Here is an 18,120-nt window from a genome sequence, read left to right on the forward strand (position 1 = left end):
GGTTTGCGAGTGCCGAACGTGCTTTGCGCGTGCTTCACGCGTGCTTCACGCGTGCTTCATGAGGGCGTACAGCGCGTGCCGCAGTTGCCCCCGGTTCGGCTGTACGGCCCGGTCGAGGGCGGGGGCGAAGGGCAGGACGGCGCCGTCGGGGCGGGTGATCCGGCGCGGCGGGGCGATCAGGCGCAGTTCCTCGGCGGCGGTGGCCAGCACTTCGGCGCCGAGGCCGCAGCTGCGGTTGGAGTCGTCCAGGACGACCAGCCGTCCGGTGCGCTCCAGTGATTCGGCGAGCGCCGGCCAGTCGAAGGGGTGGACGGTGCGCGGGTCGAACACCTCGACCGAGATGTCCTGGGCGACCTCCTCGGCGACGGCGAGCGCGTCGTGCACCAGGTGCCCGACGGCGACCACGGTGACGTCGCTGCCCGGGCGGTGGATCCGGGCCCGGCCGAGCGGGACGGGCGCCGGCTCCCCGGTGACGGTCTCGCGCACCGGCAGGGCGGCGGCGGGCGCGAACACCACCACCGGGTCGGGGTCCTGGATCGCCGAGCGCAGCAGCCCGTAGGCGTCCGTCGGGGTGGCGGGGACCACGGTCTTCATCCCGGCGTGCATGAACAGGCTGTACGGGTGGTCGGAGTGCTGGCCGGCCCAGCCGTCGCGGGAGCCCGAGCCCGGCACCAGGCAGGTCAGCGGGACGGCCGCCTGGCCGCCGGTCATCAGCGAGAACTTGTGGGCCTGGTTGACGAGTTGCTCGAAGACCAGGAACAGCAGGGACGGGATCTGGAACTCCAGTACGGGCCGCCGGCCGGCCAGCGCGGCGCCGACCGCCATCGCGGTGAAGGCCTGCTCGGACAGCGGGGTGTCGACGATCCGCTCCGGGCCGAAGCGGTCCAGCAGGCCGAGCGTGGGCCCGGCCAGGCCGGCGCCGATGTCCTCGCCGAAGACGCAGACCGCCGGATCGGCGGCGAGTTCGTCGGCCAGCGCCCGGTTGAGCGCCTTGGTGTACGAGAGCCTGGTCACGGTGTCACTCCCGCCCGGGGCCGCAGCCCGTCGGCGTACAGGTGGTCCAACGCGCCTGCCGGATCCGGGTGTTCGGAGGCGAGCGCGAACTCCTCGGCGGCGGCGAGCTGTTCGGCGACCGAGCGGTCCAGCTCGGCGACGGCGGCGGGGTCGAGCGGCGCGGCGGCCCGGGGGAGCGGGTCGCGTTCGCGCCAGGCCTCGACCTCCGCCGGGGCGCGGTAGCGCAGCTTCATCCGGCGTTCCATGGTGTGGTGGCCCTCGTAGCGGTAGGTGCGGCACTCCAGGAAGCCGGGGCCGTCGCCGCCGCGCGCCCGCTCGACGGCGCGCAGGGCGGAGGCCCGGACGGCCTCGGTGTCCATGCCGTCCACCTCCTCGGCGGGAATGCCGAAGGCGGCCGCCCGCCCGGTGGCGCTGCCCGCGACGGCGGTCGCGGCGGGCAGGGTGGTGGCGTAGCCGTTGTTCTCGCAGACGAAGAGCACCGGGAGGCGCCACATCGCGGCGAGGTTGAGCGACTCCAGCAGGACGCCCTGGTTGAGCGCGCCGTCGCCGAAGAACGCCACCGCGACCGGGGACGGGCGCCCGGCCGGCGCCTCGTCGGCCTGCGCTTGCTCGGCGTGCAGCTGGCCGGCGTGCGACTGCCGGGCCGGTGTCTGCTCGGCGTGCGCCTGCCGGGCCGCCCAGGCGGCGCCGACCGCGATCGGGGCGCCGGCGCCGACGATCCCGTTGGCGCCGAGGATGCCCAGCGAGAGGTCGGCGGCGTGCATGGAGCCGCCCCGGCCGCCGTTCAACCCGTCGACGCGGCCCAGGAGTTCGGCGAGCAGCCGGTGCGGCGCGGCGCCGCGGGCGAGCACGTGGCCGTGGCCGCGGTGGGTGCTGGTGAGCCGGTCCTCCGGGCGCAGTGCGGAGCAGACGCCGACCGCGACGGCCTCCTGCCCGATGTACGGGTGGATGCCGCCGGGGATGGCGCCGCTCCTCACCAGGCCGAGCGCCAGTTCCTCGAAGCCGCGGATCAGCCGCAGCATCCGGTAGCGCTCGGCGGGGGTGCCGAGCGGGGCGGGTCCACCGGGCCCGGACGCCGGTCGCGGGCGAGCCGTCACGGCTCCCACGGCCGTCACGGCTCCCACGGCCGTCACGGAGTTCACTGCTGTCACGGCCGGCCCTGCCAGATCGCCGGGCAGAACTCGGGGTCGGCGTAGTCGGGCCGGCCGTCGGCGGTGCGGCGCACCAGCACGTCGTGGTTGTACACCACGGGGCTGCCGTCGGCCTTGTCATGCCGGCTGTACTCGTTGGCGCCGTCCTGCAGGTGCAGCGAGACGGCCCGGCGCGGGAAGGAGGCCAGGTTGGGGCCGCTGCCGTGGTAGGTGCGGCAGTGGTGGAAGGACAGGTGGCCGCGCGGGATCCGCATCGGGACCTTGCGGACCTGCTGCCCGTTGTGGGCGGCGTTGGAGGTCAGGATGCCGTCGAGCTCGGAGCGGTCGCGGTCGGCGAAGTGCCGGGTGGAGTCCTCGCCGGAGGGCAGTTCCTGCCAGCGGTGGCTGCCGTCGACCATGGTGATGGTGCCGTTCTCCTCGTGGCAGTCGTGGAACGGGACGAAGGCGGTGAGCATCTCGGGGGAGGTGCAGGTCTGCCAGTAGTGCTTGTCGAAGTGCCACGGCACCTGGTTGCTGGGCTCACCGGGCACCGGCGGCTTGTAGATCAGGGTCGCCTGGAAGATCCGGATCTCCTCGGCGCCGGCGAGCAGCGCGGCCACCGCGCCGACCAGTGGCTTGCGCAGGACCGCGCCGATCGCGTCGCTCTCGTAGTGGACGTAGTCGTTGTGCCGCTGCACGGGGCCGTCCGAGGGCTGCCAGGAGGCCAGTCGGGGCGGCCGGACGGGCAGCTCGCGGTCGCGGTGGCCGGCGTAGTACAGCTCGGTGGCGGCCTGCAGGGTGTCCAGTTCCTCGTCGCTGAACAGCCGGCGGGACAGGTACCAGCCGTGCTCGCGGTAGTGGGTCACCTCGTCGGGGGTGGGCAGCAGGGCGCGCTCGGCCTCGGTGAGCCGGAACTCGGCGGTCGCGGTCATGGTGTGGGCCTCCTTCGGAGGTGCGGGGTGGTCGGACGGAGACACCGGACGGAGCCGTCAGTGGGAGACGGTGGGCGGAGCCGTCGGAGGAAGCCGTCGGGCGGCGACGTCAGACGGAGGCCTCGGAGCTGTGCCGCTCGATGGCCTCGTACAGGGCCTTGATGTTCGCGGTGCCGAAGGTGCCGGCCCCCTGGCGCTCGATCAGTTCGAGGAAGTAGGTGCGCCGGGGGTGGGTCGAGCGGGCGAAGATCTGGAACAGCTGGCCGCCGTGGTCCTGGTCGACCAGAACGTGCAGGTCGCGCAGGGTCTCGACCGGGATGGCCGTCTCGCCGAAGCGTTCGGCCAGGGCGTCGAAGTAGGCGCCCGGGGTGGTCAGGAACTCCACGCCGCGGGCCCGGATGGTGCGGACGGCGGTGGTGATGTCGCGGGTGCTGAAGGCGAGGTGCTGCACGCCGGCGCCGCCGTGGGCGGCGAGGAAGTCGTCGATCTGGCCGGGGCGGCGGCTGGTGTCGGGTTCGATCAGGGTGAAGGTGACCGTGCCGGACGGGCTCTGCACGACCTTGGAGTCCATGGCCTGCCCGCCGACCTCGATGTACTCCTCGAAGATCGTGTGGAAGCCCAGCGCGGCCTCGCAGAACCGTACGGATTCGGCGAGCCGGCCGGCCGGGAGGCAGATCGCGACGTGGTCGAGCTGGTCCAGCAGGCTGGGCCCCGGGGCGGGTTCGGCGGTCCGCGGCGGGACGAAGCGCAGCGCGGTGTCGCCGAACCCGGCGATCAGGGCGCCGTCGCGGTCCAGCACGTGCGCGCCGTGCCGTTCGGCCCGCGCCAGTGCGGCCTGCGGATCGGCGCAGCCGAGCGCGAGCACGGCGACGCCGTCCCCGTGCCGGGCGACGTAGTCGGCGACGGGGTGCTCGGGGTCGGCGGCGTCGGCCAGGTGCAGCCGGATGGTGCCCTGGCGCAGCTCGATGGTGCGGGTGCCGTCGGGTGCGGTCGCCGGGGCGTCGGCGGTGAAGCCGTAGTCGGCGCAGAGCCCGGCGGCGGTCTTGTCGGCGTCCGCGCAGTGGAACTCGGCGTGGGTGATGGACTGGATGGACGGGGTGCTCTGGACGGACTGGACTGACGGGATGGCTGGGACGGACGGGATGGTCTGGATGGACAACGGGATCTCCCCCCGGAGGGATGGCAGGTCGAGGATCGGCGCGCTACCCGGCGAAGCGGTTACCGGGCGGCCCGGGTGGAGGCCGGGCCGAGGATGAGGCTGAGGTTGTGGCCGCCGAACGCGAAGGCGTTGCTCAGCGCGGCGCGCACCGGGGTGGTCCGGGCGGCGCCCCGGACGTGGTCCAGGTCGCAGGCCGGGTCGGGGTCGGTCAGGTTGAGCGTGGGCGGCAGCGTCCCCCTCGCCACCGCCAGGGCGGTCACCGCCGCCTCCAACGCGCCTGCGGCGCCGAGGAGATGGCCGGTGGCGCCCTTGGTGGAGCTGACCGCGGGCGGCTGTTCGCCGAAGACGGCGCGCAGGGCCGCGGTCTCGGCCGCGTCACCGAGCCTGGTGCCGGTGCCGTGGGCGTTCACGTAGTCGATGTCACCCGGGGCCAGGCCGGCGTTGGCGAGCGCCGTGCGCATCGCGTCGGCGGCGCCGGCACCGTCCGGGCGGGGCATGGTCGGGTGGTGGGCGTCGGTGGAGGCACCCCAGCCGAGGACGTCCGCGTAGCCGGCGGCCCCGCGCGCGTCGGCGTGCTCGGCCCGTTCCAGGACGAGGACGGCGCTGCCCTCGCCCAGCACGAAGCCGTTGCGGCGGGCGTCGAACGGCCGGCTGGCCTGCTCCGGATCGTCCCAACCATGGGCGAGCGCACGGGCGTTGGTGAAGGCGGCGGCAATGGTCGGGTGCAGCGAGGACTCCGTGCCGCCGCACACCACCACGTCCGCGTCACCGGCCCTGATCAGCCGCAGCCCCTCGGCGATCGCCTGGGCGCCGGCCGCGCAGGCCGTCACCACGGCGGAGCTGTAGCCCCGGATGCCGTGCTTGATCGCCACCCGGGCGGCGGCCATGTTGGAGAGCATGCCGGGCAGCAGGTACGGGCTGACGCCCGGGCGGCCGCGTTCCAGCCGGCGGTGCGACTGCTGCTCGAACGTCTCCAGCCCGCCGCCGCCCGTCGCCAGCACCACGGCGGTGCGGTGCGGGTCGGCGTCCCGGCCGACCACCAGGCCGGCGTCGGCGAGCGCGTCGTCGGCGGCGGCCAGCCCGAGCAGGACGAAGCGGTCCACGCAGCGGGTCTCGGTGGGCGCCAGCACCTCCCGGCCGTCCACGGCGGGGGCGATCCCGGCGGCGGGCAGCCAGCCGTGCGCGGCGTGCCCCTCGGGGACGGCGCGCAGCCCGGACCGGCCGGTGGCCAGCGCCTCGAACACCTCGGCGGGCTTGCGGCCGAGCGGGGAGACCAGGCCGATGCCGGTGACGACGACGCCGGTGCGCGCGCTCATGCGCCCACCTCGCTTCGTACGGCTCGTACGTGTCGTACGCGTCGTACGCCTCGGACTCTTCGTGCGCGTCGTTCGCTCACGCGTCCACCGCCGCGAGGTGGCGCCGGCGCAGCAGGACCTTGCGGACCTTGCCGGTCGGGCCGAGCGGGATGTCGTCGGGGGAGACCACCAGCACCCGGCGGACGGTCGCGGCGGTGGCCTCGTCCAGCGCGGCGACGACCGCCTTGGTGCGGTCCGTGGCGTCGGCGCCGTCGGTGAGGAGCAGCAGCACGTCGGTGACGACGCGCTCGCCGTCCCGGACCGCGACCACCGTGCAGTCCAGCACGTCCGGGCAGGCGGCCAGCACCCGTTCCTCCGACATCGCGGTGAACAGCCGCCCGCCGTCCGGGAGTTCGACCGAGTCGACGGCGCGGTCGACGTGGTAGTAGTAGCCCTCCTCGTCCCGGTACATCAGGTCCCCGGTGAGGAAGCGGCCGCGGATCCGGGTACGGAAGGTGGTGGCCGAGTCGTTCCAGTAGCCGAGCGCCAAGGTCGGGGAGGCGGTGGCGAGTTCGCCGACCTCGCCGGGCCCGAGCGGCTCGCCGTCCGGGCCGACCACCGCGCAGTCGACGAAGGCGTGCGGGCGGCCCACACAGCGGCCGTAGCGTTCGGTGCCGGGGCCGTGGGTGATGAAGAAGTGCGAGTGGCCCATCTCGGTGGAGCCGAGGCCGTCCACGAACTGGGAGCCGGGCACACGGGTGCGACCCTCGCGGGTCACGGTCTCCCGGCTGCCGGTGGCGATCAGGCGGCGGATGTGCACCTCGTGGGCGCAGTCGCCGGTGTTCCACCAGAGCGCGACGGAGTCCAGGCCGCGGGCGCTGAGGTCGTGGCGGGCGAGGTCGGCCCAGGTGGCGGCGAAGCCGACCACCCCGGTGGGCTGCCACCGCTCGATCGCGGCGAGCACTCCGTCGCCGGACTGCCGTGACAGGAAGGCGAGTCGGGTGTGTGAGCTGAGCGCGAGGTTGAGCGCGATGAGCGTCGCGGCGTGCGGCGCGGGCAGGGCGCTGAGCATCCGCTCCTGGCCCTGCGGGCGGGGCAGCCGCAGCCGGTGGCGGATCGCGGCGTACAGGCTCGCGTGCGAGTGGACGACGGCCTTGGGCATCCCGGTGGTGCCGGAGGAGTGGGTGATCGCCACCGGGTCGCCGGACCAGTGCCGGTACGGTGCCGGGGCGGTGTCCGGGTCGCCCGCGCCGAGGGTGCCGATCTCCGGCAGCAGCGGTGCGCCGGGGTCGTGGCCGGCCAGGGCGGCCAGGTGGGCGGGGTCGGCGAGGACGCCGGCCGCGCCGAGCCGGGCGATGTAGCGGGCGGCGCGCTCGCCGTCCAGGTTGGGGTTGAGCAGTGCGGGGATGGCGCCGAGCCGGGCCAGGGCGAGGAAGGCGAGCACGTGGTCGGCGGCATCGTCCGCGTACACCACGACGGGGTCGCGCCGGGTGATGCCGAGGGCGTGCAGGGCGGCGGCGCGGGCCCGGACCGCGCGGTCGAGCTCGCGCAGGGTGAGGGGCTGCCAGGCGGGGTGCTCGTCCACCGGGGTGTCGAAGCTGAGCAGCGGCTCGTCGAGGTCCGTCCCGAGTGCGATCCGGGCGGTCAGGACGTTGCCGGCGCCGATGTCGGGGTCGTCCGCGAGCAGGGTGCGGAGACTGCGGATGGTCACGGGGGTGGATCCCTCCCTCGGGGCCGGTGGACGGCCCGGGCGGCTGATCGGATGGCAGGGTCGGTCGGCCGCGCGGGCGGCGGGTGACGAGGCGGGGTCGGGCGGCGCTGGTCTGCCGGGCGGCGCTGGTGTGCCGGGTACGGCTGCGTCAGGCGCCGGGCCTCGGTGGTGGATACGGCCGGGAGCGCCCGGCGGGTTCAGTTCCGGGGCTCGGCGTCCGCGGGCTCCGGGGCCGCGACCAGCACGGCTGCGGCCCGGTCCCCGTCGGGCGTCTGCTCGACGGCCACGACCAGCACCCGGTCGGCGTCGCCGTCCGCGAGCAGCAGCGCGGCGAGCTCGTACGCCTCCGCCGGGACGTGGCCGGTGCGGGCCCCGGCGTCGGGCCCCGCGCAGGCCCCGACCTCGGCGCCGGTCAGGCAGATCGCCACGACGGGACCGGTCAGGCCCCAGCGCGCGGAGATGTGCCCGAGGACGGCGTTCGGGTTGGACTGGAAGAAGAGCAGCGGGCCCGTACGCCGCCCGGGTTCGGCGCTCTGCTCGATGGCCCGCGCCGTGTCGAGGTCACCGCTCGCGCTGGCCAGCAGCAGGCCGGTCCGCCCGGCGGCGGGCGGTTCGCCGTGGTGCGCGCGCAGACAGCGTTCGGCGGTGTCGGCGACCAGCGGGCTGAAGCCGGAGGCGGCGAAGCCGGGCAGCGGTGGCGGCGGCCCGTCCAGGCCGGGCGAGGGGCGGTGGGCCTCGGCGAGGATCCGCAGGCCGTGGGTGTGGTCGCCAGCGGTCGTCACGGTGGCGGTGGCTGGCATGGAGGTGGTCGTCATGGTGGCGGTGGTCGTCTTGGTGGCGGTGGGTGTCATCCGGGGCTCAGGTGTCATCCGGGGGCCAACAGCAGGGCGGTGTTGGCGCCACCGAAGGCCGAGTTGAGGCTGAGGGCGTAGCGGGGGCGGGCCGTGCGCGGGCCGTCCAGCACGAGGTCCAGGCCGACGTCCGGGTCCGGGCCGAGCCAGCCGGCATTGACCGGGAGCAGTCCTGTCCCCAACGCGCCGATGGTGACGGCGAGTTCAAGCAGGGCGGAGGCTTCCAGGGCGTGCCCGTGCACGGACTTGCTGGAGCTGATCGGAAGCCGGTCGGTGTACCGGCCGAACACCCGCCGCAGGGCGCGGGCCTCGGCCTGGTCGGCCAGGGTGGAGCCGGTTCCGTTGGCGTTGACGTAGCCGACCTCGGCCGGTTCGACACCCGCACGGGCGAGCGCGGCCTCGATCGCCCGGACCACCCCGGTGCCGTCCGGTTCGGGTCGGCAGACGTGGTGGGCGTCCCCGGCGCGGCCCCAGCCGGCCAGCCGGGCGAGGACGGGCGCCCCGCGTCGTTCGGCGGCCGGGGCGGCCTCGACCAGGACGGCGGCGGCCGCGTCGCCCAGCAGGGTGCCGGTGCGGCCGGCGCTGAACGGGCGCAGCTCGCCGTCGTGGGCCAGCGCGCGCCCGGCGTCGAAGACCGCGAACACGCCCGGTCCGACCAGGTGGACGGCCGCGACCAGGACCCGCTCGTGCCGGCCGGTGGCCACCAGGAAGGCCGCGTCGGCGACGGCCGTGGAGGCGGCCACGCAGGCGCCGGTGTACACCCGGGTGACGCCCGGGGCGCCCCAGCCCGCGCGGACGCCGGCCGCCACCGCGTCGGCGGTGCTGCGGGTGCGTTCGTCGCTGTGCAGGGCGAGCAGCACGGGCAGGGCGGCGCCGTCGGCGGCGGTGAGTCCGGCCTGGCGGCAGGCCTGGTCGATCGCGTCGAGCACGGCTGCGGCCGCTGGAGCGGCTGGGACGGCACCGGTCGGACGCGCGACGGAGGCCGAGGCCCCGGCGCCGGTCTGGGGCGCGGTGTCGGGAAGCAGCGCGGCCCGGGTGGTGCGGCGGGCGCTCACGTCGAAGCGGGTGACCGGGCCGAACGCGGCCTTGCCGTGGGCGGCGGCCTCTGTCAGTACGGGCAACCCGTGCCCGGCGGCGCTGAGCACACCGACGCCGGTGACCACCGGACGGCCTGACAGCGGTCGGACCGGTACCGGGCGGACCGACGCCGGAGGTCCGGGCGGGCCGGCCCCCGGAGCGACGCCGCTCACGGCCGTGCGCCCGCGCGCTCGAGCAGGATGGCTTCCCGGAGCAGTTCGGTCGCGTCGTCAACCGTCCGCACCGCGCCGAAGCGCTCGTCGTCCAGGTCCAGCTGCAGCCCGTAGCGCTGCTCGAACTCGGTGATGAGCCAGGTGAGTTCGAGTGAGCCGAGTTCCTCGGGCACGGTGTCGGCGGCGTGCTGCCCGAACGCCGCCAGCATCGTCAGGACCTCGGCCCGGTCCGGCAGGGCCTCGGGGCGCTCAGCAGTCCCGGGACGCTCGGCGCCAGTCACGCGGCGCTGCCGGCGGTGGCGGGGGTGGCGGAGGCAGGGGCGAGGGCGTCGATCCGTCGGGCGACGTCCGCGGTGAACTCGTCCAGGGTCATCAGCGCGGTGGTCTCCATCTCGTCCAGGTCGAACTTGATCCCGAACTCGTCCTCGACCTGCACCGAGAGGTCGGCCAGCGCGAGCGATTCGAGGTCCAGCCCGGCCGGGCCGAGGTCGGTGTCCCCGGTGACCTCGGCGACGTCGTACTGCATCTCGGCCAGGGCGGCGAGGACGAACACGCGGATGCGGTCCTGCATGGTGGTGGCTCCTTGTCGGGGTGGTGGCGCGTGCGACGCCGGGTCGCGGGTGCGTGCGGAGTCGGGCTGTGGCGAGGGCGTGGTCAGGGCGCGGTCAGGGCGCGGTCAGTGCGCGACGGTCGAGGCGGTGTCGCGCAGGGCGGCCGGGTCGCGCAGCAGTTTCCCGGTGGCGGTGCGGGGGAGTCGCGGGAGCAGGGCGAGCCGGCGTGGCCGCTTGTAGGCGGCGAGGCGGCGGGCGAGCCCGTCGTGGAGGAGGGCGAGGTCGGCGTCGGGTTCGGTGGCCAGGTAGGCCTCGATCGCGCCGCCGTCGAAGACGACCACGGCCTCGCGGACCTCGGGCAGTGCGGTGAGGGTCTGCTCGACCTCGGTGAGGTCGACTTTCAGGCCGCCGATCGAGACCTGGGAGTCCAGTCGGCCGAGCACGGTGACCAGGCCGTCGGCCTTGTCCAGTTCGGCGGCGTCGCGGGTGTGCAGCCAGCCGTCCGACCAGCGCGTCGGGTCGTGCAGCCCGGGGTACGGGGAGGACGCCGCGCCGAGCTGCAACTCGCCCTTCACCAGGCGCGTGCGCATCCCGTGGACGGGCCGCTTGGCCGGGTGGAGGGTGCCGTCGAGGTCGGTGGCGATGACCCCGGTCTCGGTCATGCCGTACATGGTGCCGAGCGGGACGCCGTAGCGTTCGGTGAAGAGTGCGGGCAGGCCCGGGCGGACGAGTTCGCCCGCGACGATCATCCGTCGTAGCCGCGGCAGCGCGGGGGGAGCGACCGCTCCCGCCAGCAGCTCGGCGTGGAAGGGCACCCCGATGACCGTGGTCGGCCGGTCGGAGTCGGCGACCGCGGCGAGGATGCCCGCCGCCGTCATCCGCTGCGGCACGGTGAGCGCGGCGTGGGCGTACAGGCCGTTTAGCAGCCCGCCGACCAGGCCGAGCACGTGCACCACCGAGGACAGCAGCACGACCCGTTCGCCATCGCCGGGGAACTCCACCAGCCTTCGGTAGCAGTCGAGTTCACGCAGCAGGTCGGCGGCGGTGCGGGCGATGACCTTGGCCGGGCCGGTGGATCCGGAGCTGAGCTGGATCAGGGCGTGCCCGGTGCCCGCCGGTTGTCCGTCCGGCAGGGGGACGGCCACCGGCTCCACGTCGGAGAAGCCGCGCAGGGCCGCCGCGGGCCGATGGGCGGAGCCTATCAGCACCTGCGGGGACAGCCGTGCCACCGCCGCCTCGACCTCGTGGTCGGTCAACCGGTGGTCGAGCAGGGCGACTTGGGCTTCCAGTCGCCAGCATGCCAGCAGCACGGCGACGAACGCCACCGAGGGCGGCAGCCGTAGGGCCGCCGTCCCGCCGGGGCCGAGCCCGGCGGCCGTCAGTCGCACGGACTGCTCATCGACGAGGGCGCGCAGGGCGTCCCGGTCGAGGGGCGCGCCGAGGTGCAGGCACTCCTCGCCGCCGGGGCCGGCCAGCAGCAGCCGGTCGACCCAGTCGGCCGGGGCGTCGGTGTGCGGCGGTGCGGAAGGCGGTGCGGAAGGCGGAAGTCGAGAGGGGTAAAAGCCGGTCAACGCGGCTCCACACGAGTGAGGGGATTTGACATGAACGCCGTTCACAACAAAGGCGGTCAATTCCGTTGCCAGACGATGGCACAGACGTTAGGTCAAATCAAGGTCTATACCAATGTGGTCATTGCTCCTACGCTGCCGAACCGGGACTGGTCCGCGCGTGGCCGTCCGGGAACGAGGAACTGCCCGTGGGACCACTCACGCTGGCCGGGATCGAGCGCGCAGCACGCGCACAACTTCCCCCGGAAATATGGGATTTCATCGAAGGCGGCAGCGGCGCGGAACGCACCCTGGCGGCGAACCGGGAGATGTTCGGGCACTATGCGCTGCGCCCCCGCACCCTGGTCGACGTCTCCGCCTGCGACCCGGCACTGACCCTGCTCGGCGCTCCGCTCGGCCTCCCGCTCGGAATCGCCCCGATGGCCTACCACCGGCTGGTCGACCCGGAGGGCGAGACCGCCACCGCGCGCGCCGCCGGCCGGGCCGGCGCCCTGCTGATCGCCGGGATGTTCGCCAGCCGCACCCTGGAGGAGATCGCGGCGGCCGCCACCGGCCCGCTCTGGCTCCAGCTGTACTGGCTGCGCGAACGCGCCGTCCTCGCCGCCCTGGTGGAACGCGCCGAGGCGGCCGGGTTCCGCGCGCTGGTGCTGACCGTGGACGCCCCCCGGATCGGCCGCCGCCTGCGCGACCTGCGCAACGGCTTCGCCATCCCGGCCGCCGTCCGCGCCGTCAATCTGGACCCGGCCCTGATGTCCGCCAGCCACCGCTCCGCAGGCGGCAGTTCGGGCATCGCCGAGCACGCCCGCGAACAGTTCGACCCCGCCCTGAGCTGGGCCGATCTCGGCTGGCTGCGCGAACGCACCCGGCTGCCGCTGGTCCTCAAGGGCATCCTCACCGCCGAGGACGCCCGACTGGCCGTCGAGCACGGCGCCGACGCCGTCCTGGTCTCCAACCACGGCGGCCGTCAACTCGACGGCGCGATACCGGCGCTGGCCGCCCTCCCCGAGGTCGTCCAGGCCGTCCCCGCCGAGCTGCCGGTCCTGCTCGACGGCGGCGTGCGCACCGGCGCCGACATAGCCGTCGCCCTCGCCCTCGGCGCCCGCGCCGTCCTGGTCGGCCGCCCGGCGTTCTGGGGCCTCGCCACCGACGGGGAGGTCGGCGTGCACCGGGTCCTCGACCTGCTGCGGGAGGAACTGGAGCACACCATGGCCCTGTTGGGCCGCCCCCGGCTGTCCGACCTGGACCGCACGGCCCTCGCCCCCTGGCCCTGCGCGGTCGGCTGAACCGCGCGGCGCCCGCGGCACGTTCACCGAGAAAGAGACCCGACATGACCGAACCGGCCACCGGCCCCGAACCGACCACCGACCCCGAACCGGCCACCGACCCGGCACGGGCCACGACCGCCGAACCGGCCGCGCAGCCCGCACGATCCGAACGGTTCCTGGGCTGGGACTGGGACGACCCCGAGGGCCTGGCCACCCGCCTGGACGACTTCAGCGTGGACGTCGCCACCTGCGACCAGCTCGAAGCGCACCCGGGCGGGCTGCCGCACGACCACGCGGAGTTCCGCGAACTCGGCCTCACCGGAATCGAGTTCGCCGCCTTCCGGACCGCCCACCCGCAGGGTCTGGGCACCGATCTGGCCGCCCTGCGCGGCCCAGGGTCGGCCACCGAGCCCGGCACCCTCTACCGGGTCGACGGCGACCGCTGGTTCACCCAACTCGACATCGCCCGGCCGCTGCCCTTCGCCGACGCCAGCGTCGACTGGGTGTACGCCGAGCACCTGATCGAGCACGTCACCATGCCGGTCGCGATCGGCTGGCTGCGCGAGGCCCGCCGGGTGCTGCGCCCGGGCGGCGTCCTGCGGTTGACCACCCCCGACCTCGCCCGCTACCTGGTCGGCTACGCCACCGGCGACGGCTTCCTCGCCAAGCACCGCCGCCGGCTGACCACCCTCGGCTTCGGCCCGCCGATGCCCGCCCGCCCGGCCTTCCTGGTCAACCAGATCTTCCGGTACTACGGCCACCAGTGGATCTACGACCTGGACGAGCTGCGGCACGTCCTCACACTGGCCGGCTTCGCGCCCGAGCAGATCCGCCAGCGCGCCTACCGCCAGGGCACCCGTCCGGACGTCGCCGACCTCGACACGGCCTTCCGCACCGACGAGACCGTCTACGTCGAGGCCGACCGCTGACGACCCGGGCCCGTCACCGGCCGACCGGGTCCACCGCCGACCAGGCGCGGGCCCACTGCCGACCAGGCGCGGGCCCACCGCCGACCACGCGCCGGCCCACGGCCGACCACGAGCGGGCCGGCCTCCGCACCAGCCGCACCCCTCGCCGCACCCGCCGCACGAGAACGGGACCACCCCATGCCCCTGCACCCCCAGGCCGCGGCCCTGCGCGCCCGGCGCGCGAGCACCGGCGCACCGCCGCTCTACACCCTCACCCTGGCCGAGGCCCGAGCCGCCGACCTCGCCGACATCCGCGCCGCGGCCGGCACCCCCGAGCCGGTGGCCGCCGTCGAGGAGCACCGCATCCCCGGCCCCGGCGGCGAACTCGCCCTGCGGCTCTACCGACCCGAGCCGCGGGGCCGCGAACTCCCGGCCCTGCTCTACCTGTTCGGCGGCGGCTGGACCCTCGGCTCGCCCGACACCAGCGACGCGGTCTGCCGCCGGCTCACCAACGCCGTCGGCTGTGTCACCGCCTCCGTCGGCTACCGGCTCGCCCCCGAACACCCCTTCCCCGCCGCCCTGCACGACTGCCGCGCCGCACTCCTCCAGCTCGCAGCCCGGGCGGAGGAGTTCGGCATCGACCCCGGCCGCCTCGCGGTCGGCGGCGACAGCGCCGGCGGCAACCTGACCGCCGCCCTCACCCTGCTGCTGCGCGCGGAGGGCGGCCCGCGGCTGCGGCACCAGCTGCTGGTCTACCCCAACACCGACCACGCCGCCGGCACCCCGTCGCTGCGCGACCACGACGACCCGGTGCTGTTCAACCGCCGCTCGGTCGCCTGGTACTGGGGCCACTACCTGGCCGACCGGGCCGACGCCGCCAGCCCCTACGCCTCCCCGCTGCGCGCCGCCACCCTGGCCGGCCTGCCGCCCGCGACCGTCCTCACCGCCGAGTACGACCCGCTGCGCGACGAGGGCGAGCAGTACGCCGAGGCGCTGCGCGCCGCGGGCGTCCCGGTGGAGCTGCGGCGCTACCAAGGCATGCCGCACGGCTTCTTCGCCATGACCGGCACCCTCGACGCCGCCGCCGACGCCCAGGCGTTCGCCGCCGGGCGGCTGCGGGAGGCCCTGCGGTGAACCTCCGACTGGAGGACCTGCACGTCTCCCTCGCCGACCCGCTGCTGGACGCGATGACCTTCCTCAACGAGGCCGTCACCCGCTACCCGGACGCCGTCTCCTTCGCCCCCGGACGCCCGTACGAGGGCTTCTTCGAGCCCGAGGACGTCCCCCGCTACCTCGACACCTACCTCGCCCACCTGGCCGGGCGCGGCCTGGACCGGGACGCGGTGCGCACCGCACTGTTCCAGTACGGTCCCACCAAGGGCATCATCGCCGACCTGGTCGCCCGCACCCTCGCCAATGACGAGGGCCTGACCGTCGCCCCTGGATCGCTGGTGCTCACCGTCGGCGCCCAGGAGGGCATGCTGCTCGCCCTGCGCGCGCTCTGCGCCGGCCCGGACGACGTCCTGCTGGTCGGCTCGCCCTGCTACGTCGGCGTCACCGGCGCTGCCCGGCTGCTCGACCTGACCACCCGGCCCGTCCCCGAGGGCCCCGGCGGCGGCCCCGACCCGGCGGCCGTCCTCGCCGCCGCCCGGGCCGTCCGCGCCGAGGGGCGGCGCCCGCGGGCCCTCTACGTCGTGCCGGACTTCGCGAACCCCTCGGGCACCAGCATGCCGCTCGCCGCCCGCACCCGGCTGCTGGAGGTGGCGGCGGAGGAGGGCGTCCTGGTCATCGAGGACAACCCGTACGGCTTCTTCGCCCGTACCCCGGGCCCGCGGCCCACCCTCAAGGCGCTCGACGGCCGCCGCCAGGTCGTCCACCTGGGCTCCTTCGCGAAGACCTGCTTCCCGGGCGCCCGGCTCGGCTACGTCGTCGCCGACCAGGAGGTGGTCGGCCCGGGCGGACGGCGCAGCCTGCTCGCCGACGAGCTGGCCAAGCTGAAGAGCATGACGACGGTCAACACACCCGCGCTCAGCCAGGCCGTCATCGGTGGCATGCTGCTCACCCACGACTGCCGGCTGCGCGCCGCCAACGCCCGCGCCACGGCCCACTACGCGGCCGGCATGGACACCCTGCTGCGCGAGCTGGACCGGCACTTCCCCGCCTCCGAACGGCGCCGGCTGGGCGTGTCCTGGAACCGGCCGGACGGCGGCTTCTTCGCCGTGCTCACCGTGCCCTTCGCCGCCGACGACGCGGCCATGGAACGCTGTGCCCGCGAGTACGGGGTGCTGTGGACGCCGATGGCGCCGTTCTACCCGGCGGGCGGCGGTGAGCACCGACTGCGGCTGTCCATCAGTTCGCTGACGCAGGCTCAGATCATCGACGGGGTCGCGAAGCTGGCGGCGTTCATCTCCTCCTGAACGAACGTCCGTCGCCTCTTGAGCGGCACGTGAAGGGGCCCGGCTCGCAGCGAGCCGGGCCCCCTCCATGTGCCGTCATCTGCCGTTCAGCGCACCCGGGTGGAGAACAGGCGCGCCGACCAGTACACCGCCAGGACGGTCATCACCACGACCACCAGCAGCCCCTGCCAGACCGCGTCGTCCCCGGCGTGCCCGGAGAACAGCGCGCGCATGCCCTCCACCGCCCAGTAGAAGGGGTTCCACCTGGCGAGCTGCTGCAGCCAGTCCGGCGCCAGGGTGAGCGGCAGCAGCACCCCGGAGAGCAGCGCGATCGGCTGCGCGATGGTGTTGACCACCGGCGCCATCGCCGCGTCGGCGGGCACCATCAGCGCGATGCCGAAGGAGATCGCCGAGGTCATCAGCGCCAGCAGACCGAGCAGCAGGTAGGCGAGCAGCAGGTTGAGCGGGCTCACCCGCAGGCCGAACGGCAGCGCGATCAGGGTGATCAGGACGGCCTGCACGAGCAGCGCCACCATCTCCCGCAGCGCCCGCCCGAGCAGCAGCGCCAGCCGGCTCACCGGCGTCACCCGGGCGCGTTCGATGATTCCGGCCTTGAGTTCGCCGAGCAGGCTGAAGCCGGTGAACAGCCCGCCGAAGATGCACAGCACCGCCAACAGGCCCGGCACGTAGACCTGGTAGGCGTCGGCGTAGCTGTTCGCGCCCTCGGGGGCGAGCACCTTCCTCAGCAGTGGGGCGAACAGCAGGAGGTAGAACAGGGGCTGGATGATGCCGACGGCGATCCAGACCGGGGTGCGGATCATGAGCAGGAGCTGGCGCTGGAAGACCAGCCAGGTGTCGCGGGCGAGCTTCACGGTCTCCCCAGGGGGTCGTACGGGTCCGGGTGGCGGGAGCGGGGCATGGCGCGGCGTGGGTCACAGCGCGGCGGCGTGGGGCATGGCGCGGCGGCGCCGGTACACGGCCGGGTCAGGACTGCCCTAGCGAGCGGCCGGTTCGGGCCAGGAACACGTCGTCCAGGCTTGGCCGTTGGAGCTGCACGGTGCCGGGTGTCACGCCCGCCGCGTCCAGTGCGCGCAGCAGCTGCGGGATGGCCGCGGCGCCGTCCTCCAGGTACAGCCGCAGTCCCTCGTCCCCGTTCGGCTCCAGCCGGTGCAGGTACGGCTGCGGGCGCAGCACCTCGGCGGCCCGTTCGGCGGCGGCCCCGCCGTCGGCCAGGCCGATCAGGACGACGTCGCCGGAGATCTCCCGTTTGAGCGCCTCGGGGGTGCCCTCGGCCACCACCTGGCCGTGGTCGACGATGGCGACCCGGTCGCAGAGCGCGTCGGCCTCGTCCAGGTAGTGGGTGGTGACGACGACCGTCATGCCCTCGGTGCGCAGTCGGCGGATCTCCTCCCAGACGTGGGCCCGGCTGGCCGGGTCCAGTCCGACGGTGGGCTCGTCCAGGAACAGCACCCGGGGCTGGTGGATCACCCCGAGCGCGATGTCGACCCGGCGGCGCTGGCCGCCGGAGTAGGTGGCGCACGGCCGGTCGCCGAACTCGGCCAGGTCGAAGGCCTTGAGTGCGTCCTCGGCGGCCTGGACGGCCCGGGCCTTGGCCGCGCCGTGCATCCGTGCCTGGAGCACCAGCTCCTCGCGGGCGCTGACGTTGTCGGTGGTGCCGCCACCCTGGGCGACGTAGCCGATCCGGCGGCGGACCCCGGCGGGGTCGGTGAACAGGTCGGCGCCGGCGATGACGGCCCGGCCGCCGTCCGGGCGGATCAGGGTGGCCAGCATGCGCAGGGTCGTGGTCTTCCCGGCGCCGTTGGGCCCGAGGAAGCCGTGGATCTCGCCGGCGGCGACCGACAGGTCGATGCCGCGTACGGCGTCGACCGTCGGGTTCCCGCCGCCGCGGCGGGAGGTCTTCTTGCGGTAGGACTTGCGCAGTCCCGTGGTCTCGATCAACCGGAACTCCCGTACGGGGTGGGCTGCCACGGCACCTGGGAAGGCGGTGCTCGGCACCGGCGGAGGGCGGTGCTGGTGCGACACCCTAGGGTGAACTCCGGCCCGGAAACAATGGCCTAGACCAATGGACG

General features: G+C 74.8%; 17 protein-coding genes. 4 read left to right on the forward strand and 13 right to left on the reverse strand.

The annotated features are described in order from the left end of the window. Positions 1–45: 45 nt before the first annotated feature. The 11 genes from AC0B61_RS28400 to AC0B61_RS28450 all read right to left on the reverse strand — a co-directional run bounded on the left by AC0B61_RS28400 (position 46) and on the right by AC0B61_RS28450 (position 11,464). Positions 46–1,014: an alpha-ketoacid dehydrogenase subunit beta gene (locus AC0B61_RS28400; RefSeq protein ID WP_471743955.1), complete on the reverse strand. Its 969-nt coding sequence runs from the start codon at positions 1,012–1,014 to the stop codon at positions 46–48. After that, positions 1,011–2,036 carry a thiamine pyrophosphate-dependent dehydrogenase E1 component subunit alpha gene (locus AC0B61_RS28405; protein ID WP_471744009.1) on the reverse strand — a complete coding sequence of 342 codons (1,026 nt, stop codon included), beginning with the start codon at positions 2,034–2,036 and terminating at the stop codon, positions 1,011–1,013. Before AC0B61_RS28405 ends, AC0B61_RS28400 begins: the two co-directional genes overlap by 4 nt. Positions 2,037–2,161: 125 nt before the next feature. Beyond that, positions 2,162–3,076, reverse strand: coding sequence for a phytanoyl-CoA dioxygenase family protein (locus tag AC0B61_RS28410; protein WP_471743957.1), 915 nt, complete (start codon positions 3,074–3,076; stop codon positions 2,162–2,164). 109 nt (positions 3,077–3,185) lie between these two features. Then, positions 3,186–4,235, reverse strand: coding sequence for a 4-hydroxyphenylpyruvate dioxygenase (hppD, locus tag AC0B61_RS28415; RefSeq protein ID WP_471743959.1), 1,050 nt, complete (start codon positions 4,233–4,235; stop codon positions 3,186–3,188). 59 nt (positions 4,236–4,294) lie between these two features. Beyond that, the gene (locus tag AC0B61_RS28420; protein WP_471743961.1) at positions 4,295–5,551 is read right to left on the reverse strand and encodes a beta-ketoacyl-[acyl-carrier-protein] synthase family protein; all 1,257 of its coding nucleotides are present in this window, start codon (positions 5,549–5,551) and stop codon (positions 4,295–4,297) included. Positions 5,552–5,627: 76 nt separating this feature from the next. Continuing rightward, positions 5,628–7,241 carry a class I adenylate-forming enzyme family protein gene (locus AC0B61_RS28425; protein ID WP_471743963.1) on the reverse strand — a complete coding sequence of 538 codons (1,614 nt, stop codon included), beginning with the start codon at positions 7,239–7,241 and terminating at the stop codon, positions 5,628–5,630. Positions 7,242–7,438: 197 nt separating this feature from the next. After that, positions 7,439–8,092 carry a beta-ketoacyl synthase chain length factor gene (locus AC0B61_RS28430; RefSeq protein ID WP_471743965.1) on the reverse strand — a complete coding sequence of 218 codons (654 nt, stop codon included), beginning with the start codon at positions 8,090–8,092 and terminating at the stop codon, positions 7,439–7,441. A gap of 14 nt (positions 8,093–8,106) precedes the next feature. Further along, positions 8,107–9,255, reverse strand: a complete 1,149-nt coding sequence (locus tag AC0B61_RS28435; RefSeq protein ID WP_471743966.1) for a beta-ketoacyl synthase N-terminal-like domain-containing protein — start codon at positions 9,253–9,255, stop codon at positions 8,107–8,109. An 83-nt stretch (positions 9,256–9,338) separates the two neighbouring features. Then, positions 9,339–9,623 carry an acyl carrier protein gene (locus tag AC0B61_RS28440; RefSeq protein ID WP_471743968.1) on the reverse strand — a complete coding sequence of 95 codons (285 nt, stop codon included), beginning with the start codon at positions 9,621–9,623 and terminating at the stop codon, positions 9,339–9,341. Then, positions 9,620–9,913, reverse strand: a complete 294-nt coding sequence (locus AC0B61_RS28445; RefSeq protein ID WP_471743970.1) for a phosphopantetheine-binding protein — start codon at positions 9,911–9,913, stop codon at positions 9,620–9,622. The genes AC0B61_RS28440 and AC0B61_RS28445 overlap by 4 nt, the downstream gene beginning before the upstream one ends. Positions 9,914–10,018: 105 nt before the next feature. After that, positions 10,019–11,464 (reverse strand): class I adenylate-forming enzyme family protein, encoded by a 1,446-nt coding sequence (locus AC0B61_RS28450; protein ID WP_471743972.1) that lies wholly within the window; start codon positions 11,462–11,464, stop codon positions 10,019–10,021. 185 nt (positions 11,465–11,649) lie between these two features. Here AC0B61_RS28450 and AC0B61_RS28455 point away from each other — a divergent pair, with 185 nt between their 5' ends. From AC0B61_RS28455 to AC0B61_RS28470, 4 genes are all read left to right on the forward strand, one after another. Beyond that, on the forward strand, positions 11,650–12,744 hold the full coding sequence (locus AC0B61_RS28455; protein WP_471743974.1) for an alpha-hydroxy acid oxidase: 1,095 nt from the start codon (positions 11,650–11,652) through the stop codon (positions 12,742–12,744). Between the two features lie 44 nt (positions 12,745–12,788). After that, positions 12,789–13,655 carry a class I SAM-dependent methyltransferase gene (locus tag AC0B61_RS28460; RefSeq protein ID WP_471743976.1) on the forward strand — a complete coding sequence of 289 codons (867 nt, stop codon included), beginning with the start codon at positions 12,789–12,791 and terminating at the stop codon, positions 13,653–13,655. Positions 13,656–13,832: 177 nt separating this feature from the next. Then, positions 13,833–14,768 carry an alpha/beta hydrolase gene (locus tag AC0B61_RS28465; protein ID WP_471743978.1) on the forward strand — a complete coding sequence of 312 codons (936 nt, stop codon included), beginning with the start codon at positions 13,833–13,835 and terminating at the stop codon, positions 14,766–14,768. Beyond that, positions 14,765–16,051, forward strand: a complete 1,287-nt coding sequence (locus tag AC0B61_RS28470) for an aminotransferase-like domain-containing protein (RefSeq protein WP_471743980.1) — start codon at positions 14,765–14,767, stop codon at positions 16,049–16,051. Before AC0B61_RS28465 ends, AC0B61_RS28470 begins: the two co-directional genes overlap by 4 nt. 86 nt (positions 16,052–16,137) lie before the next feature. On the opposite strand, the gene AC0B61_RS28475 is transcribed toward AC0B61_RS28470, so the two are convergent. Next, entirely contained in the window at positions 16,138–16,902 is a 765-nt protein-coding gene (locus AC0B61_RS28475) for an ABC transporter permease (protein ID WP_471743982.1), read from the reverse strand. Positions 16,903–17,014: 112 nt separating this feature from the next. Then, positions 17,015–17,989, reverse strand: a complete 975-nt coding sequence (locus AC0B61_RS28480) for an ATP-binding cassette domain-containing protein (protein ID WP_471743984.1) — start codon at positions 17,987–17,989, stop codon at positions 17,015–17,017. Positions 17,990–18,120: the final 131 nt, after the last annotated feature.

This window comes from Kitasatospora sp. NPDC023385 (assembly GCF_055664045.1).

What these genes read in the sequence shown, in the direction of transcription:
- AC0B61_RS28405 (WP_471744009.1), bottom strand. Translation starts at nt 2,036, where the DNA reads ATGCTGCGGCTGATCCGCGGCTTCGAGGAACTGGCGCTCGGCCTGGTG.
- AC0B61_RS28410 (WP_471743957.1), bottom strand. Translation starts at nt 3,076, where the DNA reads ATGACCGCGACCGCCGAGTTCCGGCTCACCGAGGCCGAGCGCGCCCTG.
- AC0B61_RS28420 (WP_471743961.1), bottom strand. Translation starts at nt 5,551, where the DNA reads ATGAGCGCGCGCACCGGCGTCGTCGTCACCGGCATCGGCCTGGTCTCC.
- AC0B61_RS28430 (WP_471743965.1), bottom strand. Translation starts at nt 8,092, where the DNA reads ATGACACCCACCGCCACCAAGACGACCACCGCCACCATGACGACCACC.
- AC0B61_RS28445 (WP_471743970.1), bottom strand. Translation starts at nt 9,913, where the DNA reads ATGCAGGACCGCATCCGCGTGTTCGTCCTCGCCGCCCTGGCCGAGATG.
- AC0B61_RS28460 (WP_471743976.1), top strand. Translation starts at nt 12,789, where the DNA reads ATGACCGAACCGGCCACCGGCCCCGAACCGACCACCGACCCCGAACCG.
- AC0B61_RS28465 (WP_471743978.1), top strand. Translation starts at nt 13,833, where the DNA reads ATGCCCCTGCACCCCCAGGCCGCGGCCCTGCGCGCCCGGCGCGCGAGC.